The 14,376-nt window shown below is 51.3% G+C and carries 12 protein-coding genes and 2 pseudogenes; 12 read left to right on the top strand and 2 right to left on the bottom strand.

Annotation, left to right across the window (positions count from 1 at the left end; all coding sequences use genetic code 11):
* The first annotated feature begins 22 nt into the window (after window positions 1-22).
* The 9 genes from tssF to ACQ86O_RS15540 all read left to right on the top strand — a co-directional run bounded on the left by tssF (window position 23) and on the right by ACQ86O_RS15540 (window position 9,924).
* Window positions 23-1,798: a type VI secretion system baseplate subunit TssF gene (gene tssF / locus ACQ86O_RS15500; protein ID WP_431221857.1), complete on the top strand. Its 1,776-nt coding sequence runs from the start codon at window positions 23-25 to the stop codon at window positions 1,796-1,798.
* Window positions 1,762-2,853 (top strand): type VI secretion system baseplate subunit TssG, encoded by a 1,092-nt coding sequence (gene tssG / locus ACQ86O_RS15505; RefSeq protein WP_431221858.1) that lies wholly within the window; start codon window positions 1,762-1,764, stop codon window positions 2,851-2,853. The genes tssF and tssG overlap by 37 nt, the downstream gene beginning before the upstream one ends.
* A 65-nt stretch (window positions 2,854-2,918) precedes the next feature.
* Window positions 2,919-3,392: a type VI secretion system lipoprotein TssJ gene (gene tssJ / locus ACQ86O_RS15510; RefSeq protein ID WP_431225744.1), complete on the top strand. Its 474-nt coding sequence runs from the start codon at window positions 2,919-2,921 to the stop codon at window positions 3,390-3,392.
* Between the two features lie 9 nt (window positions 3,393-3,401).
* On the top strand, window positions 3,402-3,827 hold the full coding sequence (gene tssE, locus ACQ86O_RS15515) for a type VI secretion system baseplate subunit TssE (RefSeq protein WP_431221859.1): 426 nt from the start codon (window positions 3,402-3,404) through the stop codon (window positions 3,825-3,827).
* 9 nt (window positions 3,828-3,836) lie between these two features.
* Window positions 3,837-5,222, top strand: a complete 1,386-nt coding sequence (locus tag ACQ86O_RS15520) for a VasL domain-containing protein (RefSeq protein WP_431221860.1) — start codon at window positions 3,837-3,839, stop codon at window positions 5,220-5,222.
* A 208-nt stretch (window positions 5,223-5,430) separates the two neighbouring features.
* Window positions 5,431-6,432: a 1-acyl-sn-glycerol-3-phosphate acyltransferase gene (locus ACQ86O_RS15525; protein ID WP_431221861.1), complete on the top strand. Its 1,002-nt coding sequence runs from the start codon at window positions 5,431-5,433 to the stop codon at window positions 6,430-6,432.
* Between the two features lie 91 nt (window positions 6,433-6,523).
* Window positions 6,524-7,246: a phosphatase PAP2 family protein gene (locus tag ACQ86O_RS15530; protein WP_431221862.1), complete on the top strand. Its 723-nt coding sequence runs from the start codon at window positions 6,524-6,526 to the stop codon at window positions 7,244-7,246.
* Window positions 7,171-7,416, top strand: coding sequence for a phosphatase PAP2 family protein (locus ACQ86O_RS15535; protein ID WP_431221863.1), 246 nt, complete (start codon window positions 7,171-7,173; stop codon window positions 7,414-7,416). The genes ACQ86O_RS15530 and ACQ86O_RS15535 overlap by 76 nt, the downstream gene beginning before the upstream one ends.
* Before the next feature lie 3 nt (window positions 7,417-7,419).
* Entirely contained in the window at window positions 7,420-9,924 is a 2,505-nt protein-coding gene (locus ACQ86O_RS15540) for a PEP/pyruvate-binding domain-containing protein (RefSeq protein ID WP_431221864.1), read from the top strand.
* 136 nt (window positions 9,925-10,060) lie between these two features.
* On the opposite strand, the gene csgC is transcribed toward ACQ86O_RS15540, so the two are convergent.
* Window positions 10,061-10,399, bottom strand: a complete 339-nt coding sequence (csgC, locus tag ACQ86O_RS15545) for a curli assembly chaperone CsgC (RefSeq protein ID WP_431221865.1) — start codon at window positions 10,397-10,399, stop codon at window positions 10,061-10,063.
* An 890-nt stretch (window positions 10,400-11,289) separates the two neighbouring features.
* On the opposite strand from csgC, the pseudogene csgD reads away from it, so the two are divergent.
* The 3 genes and pseudogenes from csgD to ACQ86O_RS15560 form a co-directional block, all read left to right on the top strand.
* Window positions 11,290-11,933 (top strand): annotated as a pseudogene (gene csgD / locus ACQ86O_RS15550) (biofilm master transcriptional regulator CsgD).
* Between the two features lie 3 nt (window positions 11,934-11,936).
* Complete coding sequence (locus tag ACQ86O_RS15555) at window positions 11,937-12,329, top strand: CsgE family curli-type amyloid fiber assembly protein (protein WP_431221866.1); 393 nt, start codon at window positions 11,937-11,939, stop codon at window positions 12,327-12,329.
* A 178-nt stretch (window positions 12,330-12,507) separates the two neighbouring features.
* Window positions 12,508-13,313: pseudogene (locus ACQ86O_RS15560) on the top strand (CsgG/HfaB family protein); the annotation flags it as partial.
* Window positions 13,314-13,791: 478 nt separating this feature from the next.
* Here ACQ86O_RS15560 and csgF read toward each other — a convergent pair.
* A complete protein-coding gene (csgF, locus tag ACQ86O_RS15565; protein ID WP_431221867.1) occupies window positions 13,792-14,202 on the bottom strand; it encodes a curli production assembly/transport protein CsgF in 411 nt (136 codons plus the stop codon).
* Window positions 14,203-14,376: the final 174 nt, after the last annotated feature.

Consider the following 14,376-nt stretch of genomic DNA (forward strand, 5'->3'; position numbering starts at 1 on the left):
GTGGTAATATTTTGAGGCAGTTATGGATGATTTAACCCTGCGTTATTATGAGTCAGAAATGCGCTACCTCAAGGAGGCGGCGCAGGAGTTTGCCCTGGCGCACCCCGATCGTGCCGCAGCGTTGAACCTAGATCGGGTCGGCGCGTTGGATCCTTACGTCGAACGCTTGTTCGAAGGTTTTGCCTTCTCCATGGGGCGGCTGAGGGAAAAGCTGGATGACGACCTGCCAGAGTTTACCGAAGGGTTGGTCAGCCTGTTATGGCCCCATTACCTGCGTACTATTCCCTCATTAGCGGTAGTCGAACTGGCCCCGGATATTCGCGGTATGAAAATGAGCGAAGCGGTGCCCGCCGAGTTTGAAGTGATCTCCCAGCCGATAGGGCCGAAGCAGACGGTCTGCCGTTACCGCACCACCCAGGCTATGCCCCTGAATCCGCTCACGATCGCCAACGTTACCCTGGCGGCGGAGCCGGATGGGCGCTCAGTGATCCGTATACGTTTTCAATGCAGTGAGTTGGCCGACTGGCAGCAGGTGGATCTAAGCCGCTTAAGTCTGTATCTCAATGCGGATACGCCAGTCAGTTCTGCGCTTCATTTGGCCCTGACCAAACAAAAAGCCTCAATGTATCTGCGCTTCCCTGGCCAGAACGGTAACAGGGAAGATCGCCAGCCTTTGGCGGGTTATTTCTCGCCCGGTGGTTTTGCCGAAGAAGATCGCTTATGGCCGAAAGGTGACAGCGCATTTAGCGGTTACCAGCTGTTGCTGGAGTATTTCACCTTCCGCGAAAAGTTTATGTTTGTGCACCTCAACGGGCTCGAGCAGGTCAGCTTCCCGGCGCAAACCCCTTGGTTTGAACTGGATGTGGTGCTGGATACGCTCTGGGATCGCGAATTACCGGTTTCTGCCCAGCATATCCGGCTGCACTGTGTGCCGGTGATCAACCTGTTTAAGGTCGAGGCGGACCCGCTGATTATCAGCGGCCTGGAAAGCGAATATTTGCTACGGCCACGGCGCCTGCAGGATGGTCACACCGAGATCTATTCCGTTGACGGCGTGAACGGTTCCCAGCGTACCGGGGAGTCGGTCTATGTGCCTTTTACCAGTTTCCGTCACCGTGGCGGGATGCTGCGCCACACGGCACCGGAGCGTTATTACCACACCCGGGTAAAGCGGGGTGTTTCCGGGCTGCATGATACCTGGTTGATTTTGGGCGGGCAGGCATGGGAGGACGATCGCCGTCTGACTCGCGAAACCATCTCATTGCAGATCACCGGTACCAACGGCCAGCTACCGCGCAAAGCGCTGCGCAGCACCCTGTTGAACCGTTGCGAACAATCGCTGCAAGTACCATTAAAAGTACAAAATCTGTGCCCGCCGACCATGCCTTGTTACCCTCCGGCGGAAGACCGTTTCCATTGGCGGGTGTTGAGCCATCTGGGCTCGAACTTTCTCAGCATGATGGCAAGCCCTGAAGTGCTGCGTGGCACTCTGGCGTTGTATGACTGGCACGACGATGAGATGACCCGCCGCAAGCTGGAAGCGATCGTCGATGTGAAGCACCATCTGATCCAGCGCTTTGAGAAGGGTTTTTTACTGCGGGGGATCGACATCGAAGTCACTCTGAACCGTGACGGCTTCAGCGGTGAAGGGGATATCAACCTTTTTGGTGAAATGCTTAACCGCTTCTTTGCGCTTTACGCCGATATTCATCTGTTTAATCAATTGACCTTACTGTTACAGCCTTCAGGAAAATGCCTGCGATGGAACGAAAATCACAGCCAACGGATACCCGGCTGATCGAACAGCTTGCTCCGCAACTCTACAAGACGAATTTTTATCGATTTTGTCAGTTGCTGGAGCAGGCAACGCCAAACTCCCCTGGTCTGGGCAGCAACAGCCAACTGTCCCATGAACCCGTCAGGTTCCGGCCACACCCAGGAATGGGGTTTCCGGTCAGTGAGTTAAAATCGGTCGAGATTAACCCTGAACATCCTGAAAGACCACCGACGGTGCGCACCACGTTCTTGGGCCTGTACGGGGTGGAATCCCCACTGCCAACCAGCTATCTGGATGATATTACCCAGCGCCGGGAAGGTACGGAGGCGGTTACCGACTTTCTGGATATTTTCAACCACCGCCTGACTACCCAGTTTTACCGCATCTGGCGCAAGTACTCTTATCCGGCCACCTTCCAACCCGGTGGCACCGATGAAACTTCGCAGTGTCTTCTGGGCCTGGTTGGCCTGGGGATACCGGGCACAGCGGAGCATGTCGGCACGCCAGTTTCGCGTTTTCTGGCTTTACTGGGCACCCTGCGCCTGCCAACGCGCACGGCGGAAGGGATGGTGGCTCTGGTGAAGCTGCTGGCTGCTGACACCCAGGCGAAGGTCACCCCTCACGATAGGCTGCAGGTGGCGCTGGCGCGCCCGATAGCCTTGAGCAGCCGGGAGCCACGCGCGCTGAACAAGCGCCCGGTGCTGGGCTCACAGGCCTGCGATGTGAACAGCCAGGTATTACTGACCTTATACACCGAGGCGGCAGAAGAGGCGAAAAGCTGGCTACCCGGCGGGCCATTGCACACGGATTTGATGGCGTTGCTGCAGGTGTATCTGGGCGCTCGTTGTCACGTCAGGCTGCAACTGGTTATTCCGCGTGCGCTGCTGCCTGCAGCTCAATTGCGTTGTGCCTCCAAGGGGGCAGTGCAACTGGGGCGCACCGCAGCACTTAAGGGAGGCCAGGCATCCGGCTCGTTACAAAGCCCGGAGGTCGTTACTGTCAGCCTGGGACGTTATCAAGGCGTCACTGCCAATCCACATTCACGTGAGGCCGTTAATGGCAATTATCAATTTTAACCCGCGCCAGCGGTGGAACGGCACATTCTGGATGAAGGCTCTGCCGGTCATGTTGCTGGGGGGCGCTGGCAGGTTGTGGACTGACTCAAACCGTTAAAGACGGCACGGTCTCTGCCGCCAAATCGATTTTTTATAAGCAGATAAAAGTATTGCACCTCGATTTTACCGCCCGCAGCGCGATGAATAACAACCAGAGCGGTGCGCCTTTGGCGACGATAGTGCGTGTTTATCAGCTCAAGGATCGTCAGGCATTTGACTCCACGGATTACCACTCTCTGTTTGCTGCCGATAGCCAGGCCATCAAGGCCGACCTGTTGGTGGAACGGGATCTCCGCATCACCCCGGAAGGCTCGGTAAGCCTGGATATGCCGATGGAGGAGGCCACGCAATATGTGGCGGTGGCGGCAATGTTCTGGTCGCCCGATGAAGTGAATAATACCTGGCGGGTGGTGCTTAAACGTGAAGATCTGGAACCGGACCAACCGAGACAAATTGAGCTGAACAACAATGCTCTGGTACTGAAACCCCTCAAGAAGTGATAACGCAGCATGAACCCATCGTTATATGAAATGCTCACCGGCAACTTTGCCGATGAGCTGGATCTGCATCAGGTCAGCGAAGAGGATCAGGTGATCCTCTCGGTGCTGGATAATATGCAGCGCATTCTCAATTGCCGGGCGGGCACGCTCGCCCACCTGCCGGATTATGGCCTGCCGGACATGAGCAGGATATTACAGGGTATGCCTGGCACCGCGCATTCACTGATGACTACGCTTTCACACACGTTACTGAAATATGAGCCACGGCTGAAAAGCATCAGGATCGTTCTGCTGCCTGAAACGCTGCCTGGGCATCTGGATTACGCCATTGATGCCGAACTGAAAGGGGTTGGGCTGGTGCGCTATGGCACCGTGTTTGTGCCGGAAGGGCGGGTATTGGTTCGGCATCTGAAAAAACAACAGCGTATGGAGTAGGGGAACTGAATGAGCGCACTATCATCAGGTAACAGCGTCAAAACCGGCGGCGATCCGCGCACTCAGGCAGAGTTTTCCATGCTGAAAGAGGAAATCGCCAAGCTGAGCCACCCGGCGCGCCCGGACGTCAACTGGAGCAAGGTTGAGCAACTGAGCCTGACGCTGTTTCGGCAAAATGGTGTCGAGCTGCAAACGGCGGCGTGGTTTACGCTGGCCCGGACACAGCGTGCCGGGCTTGTCGGGATCCATGAAGGGCTGCAATTGATCGATGGCCTGCTCACTCATCAGTGGCCGCTGTTTTGGCCGCAGCAGACACACGCCAGGGTAGAAATTCTGGCCTGGCTGGTCGCCCGCCTGCAACAGGTGCTGCGTACTCAAGAGTTCCAGTATGGCGATCTGGCACTGATTTACCGTATTGAAAAAGTTCTCGAGCATCTGTGTTACGTGCTGCAACGCCTGGATCTGAAACACCTCAGCAAACTGGATGGCCTGCGTAACCAGATGCATCATGCCGCTTTACGGCTGGAAAGCCTCGAGTCTGGGGCAACAGCGCCCAGGGTGACCGAGATCCAGATGGAGCCTGAAGGGGCATTCCAGCAGGAGATCACCTCCTCCTCGCCTTTGGTTTACATCATCAAAGAGCCAGCGCCTTTGCCGCCGCCATTACCCGCACCGGAACCGGAGCCTGAAAGGGTGGCGGAAGAGCCAGCACGCTGGAAATCATGGCATGGTTTTGTGGCTGGCGTGGCGATCAGTCTGCTGGTGGGGGCAGGGACCTGGTGGGGGATCACCACTTTTCGGCTATCGGGCACCGAGCAGGTGTTGCAGGAGATGAACCGACCTTTGCCACAGTTGATGGAGCCAGCACAGTTGGCAAATATGCAGCAAGCAGACCATCGGGCTGAGCTGGCCCGCCTGGAAGACGCGGTGGTGCAAGCCAGTGGGGAGCAATTGCTCCGGCTGGACGCTTTGCCAGCGCTATGGGCGCTGAACTACGGCAACCTGCTGGTGCAGCAATTGGGGGCTTTATGGCCTGCCAGCCCGCAGGTCAAGCAGTTGGCAGAGCAGTGGCAGCAGCAGCGTGAGTCACGGGCTTTGTCTAAATCAGCCATGCAAGACTGGCATTTAGCGCAAACCAGCCTGCAGCAGTTAGCGGATAAACTGAATGCGCTGGACACACAGCGTGGCCGCTACATCACGGTTTCGGAGCTCAAATCGATAGTGTTTGCCATACAGCAACCGATGAACCGCACGCCACCGCTGGAGGAGTTACTGCGCCAACTGGAGGAGCAGCAACGTAATGGCAAGGTATCTCCTGCCTTGCAAACCCAGATTGACAGCCGCCTGACGCAACTGCTGAACCGTTATGCGTTGTTAACCGCGCCCGCTCAATAAGCACTTCTCCGCTCGTTATCCCGCCAAAAGGAAGGGCCGTGCTCTTCCTGATATTTGCACCAGACCCGGCAATCGATTGTTGAAGAAAAAACGATTTGTTATTTTAGCCCAACCAAGATGGAGCGCTGAATCTGCAACGGCCGATTCAGAAGTGAACATAGCGGCTGATAGCCCTGCGCTATGCGTTTACTGAAGGAAATATAGGGATATGGAGCAGGAACCTTCCAACCAGACGCCTGGTTATTTGCGTTTTACGCCAGGGCGTGCGCTTTCGCACTGGCATCGGTATGTTGCTCGTTTACTGGTGCAGTTCTACTACTCTTCCCTGAAATTTGTAACGCCGAATGGGCTGCCTGTAGCCCCTTTTGATGGCGCAATCCCAACGTTAATTTTGGCCAGCCACCGCAATGGTGCGACAGACGGCTGGGTATTTAACCAACTGTTGCCTGGCGGGCAGTTTCTGGCGGCGGTGCAACTGCTGCGCTCGCGTTTCTTACGCCTGATGTTTGCGGGGATCCCGGTGGTTCGTGACAAGGATCGGGAGCGTTATGGCTACAGCAGGGGGCCGATCCTGCATGCGATCGCCCATCTCAAGCAGGGTGGCAGCGTGGTTGTCTTCCCTGAAGGCACCAGCGAATGGGGGCCTGGCCCGCAACCTTATCATCCCGGCGCGGCAAAAATCATCCGGCGCTTGTTACAGGAGCAATGTCGCTTTCAGGTGGTGGTCGCAGGATGTTTTTATCAGGCTCCTGATCGTTTTGGTTCGGCGGTGGAGTTACTGGTCGATGGACCTGTGGTTTTGCCGGAGCAGGGTGATACCAACGCTGCACAATGGGAACAGAATATTCAGCAATGCCTGAGCCAGGCATTGGACAGCGTTTCGGTTAACTGCCGTGATGAACCGATGCTGGCTCGGGTGGAACAGCAGGCCCGAAGCCATTGTGGTGTGGCGGATTCCTATGCACGAGCATTTAAACAGGCGGAGCAACAGCGGCTAAGCGAACCGGATATTGCCGCCCCGCAGGCTGAGGCTCCGCCAGCCATCACCCTGTGGGATCACCTGACGTGGCGGCTGTTTATCCTCACGCTGTTGCCGGTGTGGCTCTGTGGTTGGTGGGGGGACGCCGTGCTGATGGGCGTAACACCACCACGTTCTTACGCCTTGCCAGCGGTTTTGCCATGGCACTGCTGTGGATCCCTTGTCTGGTGATATCAGCGATTTTCTGCCCCTGGTTGCTGCTGCTTTATGGCATTGCGGTGTTGGGATGGCGGCGGCGTGGTAAATTTGCAGGAGCAATAGCGTGATCGACGATTTCAGAATCGGGACAGCAGAGCGTGGAGGGAAATTCAGCCATCGCTGCTACCTTGGATTGATCATCCTGATAGCAGCCTCTGGGATCCTTGCTGCTATCAAACTGCAGGATCGGCAGTTTATCGCCCCTGGCGTGCTGAGCCTGCTTTCGGTGTTGCTGTTGTGGCGAGCCACCTGCGCCCAGACACAACGTTGGAAAAGCTGGCTGGGGGTGATCCAGTTTGCCAGCAGTTGGCTGGTATTTACGCTGTTCAAAGCCATCCACCTGGCGAGCCCGCGATCTTTTGATCGCGAACTTCTGGCGCTGGATCGCCACCTGTTTGGTGGCATTAGTGCCACTGAGCGCGTCCGTGTACTGGAGAATGCCTGGCTTTCGGAAGTCATGAGCCTGTGTTATCTGGCCTTTTACCTGATCATATTGCTGCCGGTGATCGTTTATGCCTGCAAACGCAACAGCCTGGCCAGCCGTGGCTTCTTTTATGGCCTGATGCTGATGTACCTGTTTGGCTTTACCGGCTATTTGCTGGTCCCTGCCGCTGGCCCTTACCTGCAGTTTCCTGACTTGTTTTCCTACCCGCCAGCAGGTGGTGCGATCACCGCTTTTCTGGTCCGGTTGGTGGCTCAGGGGGGACCGGCATGGACGTATTCCCCAGCCTGCACTGCGGCATCAGCCTGTATATTCTCGGCTATCTGCTCTTGCAACGACATATAGGGACCAGTTTACTTATGCTCCCGGTTGTTGCCGGGCTGGTTTTGGCCACGCTCTATTTGCGCTACCACTATGGCATTGATCTTATTGCAGGGGCGTTGCTTGCCTGTGCGGTGCTGGGATGGTTGCGTTACTGCGGTTATTTTCGTCATGATGCCACGCTAAGGATATAGCATATGCATGCAGCAAAAGACTTTACGCTGATGTTTTCTGATGTCAGTGCCACAGAACTTCAACTGAGCGGCGGCAAAGGGGCCAGCCTGGCACGCCTCACCGCGGGTGGGTTGCCGGTGCCACCAGGTTTTATTGTCACTGGCGAAGCATATCGTCAGTTCATTGCTCCTCTGGCAGCGCAAATTGCCGCTATATTGCAGGAGAATGCCGATGTTGCGCAGCAGAGTCTGCACATCCAGCAGATGATCCGCACTCAGCCGATTGGCGATTTCCTGTCGCAATCAGTTACTGAACGTTTACAGGCGCTGGGAGCCGATCATTGGGCGGTTGCCGTACGTTCGTCCTCGACTTTCGAGGATCTGCCAGGGGCCGCTTTTGCCGGGCAGCATGACACCTTTTTGAACATGCGCGGTTCAGTAGAAATACTCGCAGCACTGAGGGATTGCTATGCTTCGTTGTGGAACGAGCATGCGATGTGTTATCGCAATCGCCTCAATCTTGCCCACCTGGATGCATCCATGGCGGTGGTGGTTCAGCAGATGGTGGAGATGACGGTGGCAGACAGCGCTGGCGTAGCGTTCTCCATCGATCCCGTGCAGGGCGATCTTGACCGGGTGCTGATTAACGCTTGCTTTGGTCTGGGTGAATCGGTGGTGGGGGGCGAGCAGGAAATCGATGAATTCCGTGTCGCGCTACCGGACTTCGCGGTGGTGGAGCGCAATATCGGTCAGAAGCGTGAAATTATCCTCAAGGATACGCAAGGGATTCAAGCCATCCCGCTATCTGCCGAGCAGATGGGGCAACCCTCGCTGACCGATGCCCAGTGCCAGACGGTGGCCAGGCTGGCCCGGCAGGCGCAGACATTCTTTGGCTTCCCCCAGGATATCGAGTGGGCATTTTCTGGTGGCGAGTGCTATCTGCTGCAGTCACGACCGGTAACCTATGTGCCGGAGCGCTGGACGCGTGATGAGTCCGCGGAACGCTTCCCTAATGCGGTCACGCCGCTTACCTGGGATCTGGCGGAGGAAGGGTTCCACGAATCGTTGAACTTTTCGTTTGAACTGATGGGATTACCGCACTTTGGCGGCAAGTGGTTTGCCATCAAAGACTTCTATATTTATGGCAACCAAAATGCGGTTGAGCTTTATGCGGGCGGCATGCCTGGGGGCATCAGTTCTATTGAGCAACTGCAGGAGGCGTTGCCTGAACTGGCCAGGCGCTATGCCTGGGTGCAGGAACTGCCTATCCGCTGGATGCGCGATCTGGATACTTACCTGTTAGAGATTGGCGCGCTGCTGCGTGAAGATCTTTCGGCCTATCGGCTCGATGAGTGCTGGCAATATGTACTCAACGTGCGGGATGCCGGTAAACGCTACTTCTTGCCCAATATCGCCATCTCGCTGACCCAACGCACCTTGTATGCCGTGCTCTACCAGATCCTGAACATGTCGATGGCTCCGGCGGAGGCGAAATCAATGTTCGATCTGCTGCTTTCGGTATCCGATACCAAAACCGGGCAGGTGAATGCAGAACTGTGGGAGCTTTCCCGCCAAATCCGCCGTGACGCGGCTTTGCTGCAGGAGTTCGAGCAGTTACCTTCCAGAGAATTGGTTGGCAAGCTTCAGGCCTATCCGGCATTTGAGGCACGGCTGGCGCAGTTTTTACAGCGCCACGGTCACCGTGAACTGGATTTTGACGCCTATTATCCGACCTGGCTGGAGGCCCCTCATATTGTGCTGGATCAGCTTAATATGCTGGTTGAACTTGGCGATGAAGACTTGGCCGGGCAGGCGCTGAACGCCAAGCTGGCAGCCTCGGCGGCCCAGCACCAGTATTTGAGCCAGGCACCGGAAGGGATGCGTTACTTTATTGAGGAAGTGATCCGCCTGGCTCGCGTTTACACCTATCTGGACGATCTGGAGCATTACCAGACTACGCGCCTGACGTTGCCATTCCGCAAAGGGATCAAAGAGATCGGTGAAAGGTTAGTGATGCGTGGAGTATTGGCGGAAGCGAGCGACATCTACTTTGCCCCGTTTAACGTGATTAATGATGCAATTCACCAGGATGATTTTGCAAATCTGGCACAGGTGGTGCGAGACAATAAGGTGGGCTGGGAACAGGCCAAGAAGCAGAGCCCAGTGTGGAATTATGGGGAACTTGCCAGCGCTGAGGACACGCCGACTGGCAATGAGTTGAAAGGCCTGGCAGGTAGCCCCGGAACCATTGAAGGTGAAGTGTTCCTGATCCACAACCCGGATGATTTTGCACAATTCCCCAAAGGAGCCATTCTGGTGGCGAGAACGACAAACCCAGCCTGGACTACGCTGTTTTATCGTGCCAGCGGGGTAATCACCGAGAGTGGAGGGCCGTTATCTCATGGTGCTGTGACAGCCCGTGAACTGCAATTGCCTGCCGTAATGAGCGTGAAGGGTGTGATGACGCGTCTGAAGAACGGCATGCGGGTGCGGGTTGATGGTAAAAACGGCACGGTCAGCGTGCTTTAAGCATTTCACGACAGACAAGCTAGATAAAGGATAAAAGAGCCCGCTTAGGCACCTAAGCGGGCTCTTTGTGTTTCTGGCTGACAGGCAAGTTTGCGTTGCGTAGAGAGGATCGCGATTTATGGTTAGAGCCCTGAAGTTAGGCTTTAGCTGGGAGCGTAAACTGTTTTTCCAGGTGCAATTTATCACCGTCTGTCAGTGTAATGACTACCTGGGTCCAGTCATCCGCGTTAATCGAAAGTTTCACCAATCCCAGGGAGTGCGCGGTATCTGGGAGCAGATCCAGAGTGTTAAGCTGGCGCGACGTACTTTGCCCTGCGGCCCCACGATGGGTGACGCTAAAATCAACCTGACAAGTACAAGCGTGCTTCACCAAGGCCATGGGCGTAATTTTGTAGAGGTTTCCTTCCGGCAGTGCTTCTATCCATAGCTTGCTGCCATCACTGCTTACCGAACTATTATTTTGTGAGTTATTCATAGCGTCGCCGCCCTGGTTACCGGGTTCGGAAAATGAAACCGCTTTAACGTTGCCAAAGCCCCCAAAAAGGCAAAAGAACATCAAGGATAACAGTGGATATGCTCTGGCACCTGGCATAAATACTCCTTCTGCTACGAATAATTATTCGCGTTAGGTTTTAGGGGAAGCGGCCATCCATACAACCAAAAAACGGCGGAAGTATTTTACTACTGCCGCACCTTCGTTTATCGGTGATGAATGTTACAAACTTAAGACGGTATGGATGAAATAGCTTAATAAATATGGCTCAACGTATAAAAATGGATTCATCTGATATCATTATTTTCTAATGCTTGACTCATAATAAAGTCGTAATAATGGTTTTAATGTAAGTTGGTCTTATGGTTTTATGACCTCTCATTTAAAGAGATATTGCATTTATTTCTAATTAAATCAATTAGTTGATTGTATTGTGAATAATATATTATGATTTGGTTTTATTTTAATTTTGTCATTATCGAGTTAATTTTCTAATATTTTATACGTATAATGTTCTGAGTTCGATTTTACTGCAATAATCCCAGTTAAATTCAAGGTGTTATGTTTAGATGAAGATAAATCAATAAGAATAATCTTTATGGAAGCGCGCATTATCTATTTTATTATTTATTTAAAACAGCATGATACATTTTTGGTTACATTTGGACACAAAAAGCATGCTTGTGTAAGGAATTTTTATTATCTAAATTGAGTTGGTGTATTTCGTAGCTCCATAAATATATCAATTTTATTGAAGTGTTTTTTATTTTTTTGCTATCAGGGTTTGTAAGTCCATGCTGGTAATATAAATATGATGATTACTCACAGAAAAATCACTTCTTAAGTTTATAGAGTGATGTTTGGAGTTTATTATGTCCAACGAGAAAATATCCAGTAGTAATTTTTTCCTTATAACAAGACCATCGTTACAAACAACCATATTGTTACAGTCACTTAAACGAAGGCTTTACGCTGATGTTTGCCTGAAAGAAGTCGACAGTATAAATGACATAAATATCAGTGACGGCGATCTCTTACTGCTTGATATTATGGCAATAGAAGAAAAACAGCTGAACCGCTGGTGCCTAAGCCTGCGAAGATGCGATCGAAATTTTAAAGTGCTGCTCTTCAACACGCCGACCAGTTATCATTATAGTGATATCGTTTCATGGCCGATGATAAGTGCTGTTTTTTACAGTGAGGTTGAGGAGGAGTATCTTATTGAGGGGATCAGGAATGTCTGCCGTGGGGGAACTGTTTCCCAAAAGAGATCTCCAGTTATGTTATGCAGCAGCTCAGTTTTATGCGCCCCACATGGAACAAATCACCGGATCTCACTCACCGAGAGAAGGAGATCCTCAATAAGCTCATGCTCGGTGCCTCTAATATAGAAATAGCCAACTTGCTATTTATCAGTGAAAATACTGTCAAGACACATATCTATAATCTATTCCGTAAGATATCGGTAAAAAACCGTACGCAGGCCGTTTTTTGGGCAAATCAAAATCTAAGGTAGCAGGTGGTAAAATTGAAGAAATCTTATTTCTTGATAATTATCATGCTGAGCCTTTCTGCATTTTATTCCTCAGCAGCTGAAGTGGAAGTCCCTGGGTTGATAGCCAGCCGTACGGTGACTTCTGTCGGTCAAAAGTTTAGCCGGGATTTTAGCGATCGCTGGATCGATCCCACCGCTAATTTAACCATTACTGAAAAACCCAGTGCCAGGTGGGGAAGTATTATGACAATCAGGGCTGGGCAGGATATTTTATATCAGACGATTATTTTCCCCACAATGCGCAACTATGATGCCACCGTTGATCAAGCGGTGGCTATAGCCAGTGCAGAATTAAAGAAACGTGTGATTAATAGAGCATTATTACAAACGGGTGATCTTTCCCGTGATGAGTTCTAGTTTGTGAATGTTATTTTTCACAATAACATGGAATTAATATACTCCTGAAATAAAAAGTTGCAGATTAATAACACTGCGCCTTGTAATTTGATGGGTGTATTTTACTGTTACCTGGGGTTTTCCGGCTTGTCGAGAATATTGTCATCACAGATATATAATTGAGAGAGGCGGTGGTCGAATGAAAATTCTCTATCTTTTACTATTAACTGGTCTGCTATCAGGATGTATTACTAGCCCACCTAAAGAAGCGGCCAGACCGACATTATTACCCAAAGATGCTACTTATAATGATCTGGTTTCATTACCCTCACCCAGGGGGAAAATTTATGTTTCAGTCTATAATATTCAGGATGAAACAGGCCAGTTCCAACCTTATCCAGCCAGCAACTTTTCTACCGCAGTACCGCAAAGTGCTACTGCTATGTTGGTGTCTTCATTAAAAGCATCTAATTGGTTCTTTCCACTTGAACGCCAAGGGCTGAATAATTTATTGAATGAAAGAAAGATCATCCGCGCAGCCCAGGAAAACGGGACCGTGGCGGATAATAACCGAGCTCAATTACCTTCACTGATGGCTGCCAATGTCTTGATCGAAGGTTCGATTATTGGTTATGCAAGCAATGTGAAATCAGGGGGGTAGGAGCCAGGTATTTTGGCATTGGTGCCAGCACGCAATATCAACTCGATCAGATTGCAGTCAATCTACGGGTAGTTGATGTTAAAACCGGTGAGATTCTATCTTCAGTAAATACCAGTAAAACGATTCTTTCTTATGAAGTGCAGGCCGGTGTCTTCCGCTTTATCGATTACCAACGTCTGCTGGAAGGTGAAATCGGGTTTACGACCAATGAACCGGTGATGACCTGCTTGATGGCGGCGATAGAATCTGGGGTTATCCATTTGATTAATGATGGTATCGATCGCAAGCTGTGGGCATTACAGAACGCAGGCGATATGAACTCGTCAGTGCTCAGCCGATACCGTGCAGAAGCTCGGGATGGAACAACCCTGTCCGATGAGGCGTTGGCAGATAATCCACCGATTAACAAGGTCAATACTGCCAATGGTACAGTTCCTCCGGCTACCGCTTCAACCAACTCCGTAGTAACACCTGCAATGATGAAGAACGCGAATAAAACCTAAATGGATTAGGGTTATTGCAACATAATTACTAACCAGGGTATTCATCGATTACCCTGGTTTTTCTATTTAACTCATATAAAAATGAAGAGTAGGAAATATATAATTCAAGTTATAGAGTAAGCGCGGGTTTTAATCATCAGGTCAAGACTGGGTGATGTGATTTTGAATTTATGACCCGTCCTTGGGTCATGCTTTATGGGTTGATGTTTAACGGGTTGCAACTCGCAATGTATCGGGTGCAGGTTAATTATCGGCAATTCTTGTTTTATCAAATCCGGTGCTGGTGCGGGCTATGGGTTAATATTCGAGTGATGTTAAATTATTGATAGCTGCTGAGACCGCTGATCTCAACCTGCGACGTCTGGTTGGTTTTGCGGTCAAGGATATTCATCATTAACTGACCATCGGTATTCGTCACATTAATAACAAAGTCAGGGGTGACTAACCTGCCAGGTTTGCCTTGGCTCACATTCCCCATAAGGCTACCCAAGAGCTGAGATTGAATCGCCTGTGTGAAGGTATCCAGGGCCGAAGGTTGTTGATATCCATCGAAACTCGAGCTGGGTGCTTTGTAGCTATTCTGTGCTTGAGCTGCATTTAATAGCGTTGGACCGTTTAATGGGTTACCGCCAAAATTAGGATTAATAAATTGGTAGACCAGGTTTCCACTCCAGGAATACGAAGAAAATAGTATAAGGAATGAAAAGGTTGCTACTTTAGTACTAGTCATAAAATCCCCCAGGTTGTTTTTTCTACCCATAATGATAATAGCTCATTTATGCGGTTTTTCCACTGGTTCTCTACGCATTAGATTGTTAGCTGCATTAAAAATACATGCTTATGAATAGAACTAATACTTCATGATGAATTAGCTATTTTTAAAATACGTATTAGAGGTGAGTCT

The organism is Serratia sp. L9 (assembly GCF_050632285.1).
Classification (GTDB): domain Bacteria; phylum Pseudomonadota; class Gammaproteobacteria; order Enterobacterales; family Enterobacteriaceae; genus Chania.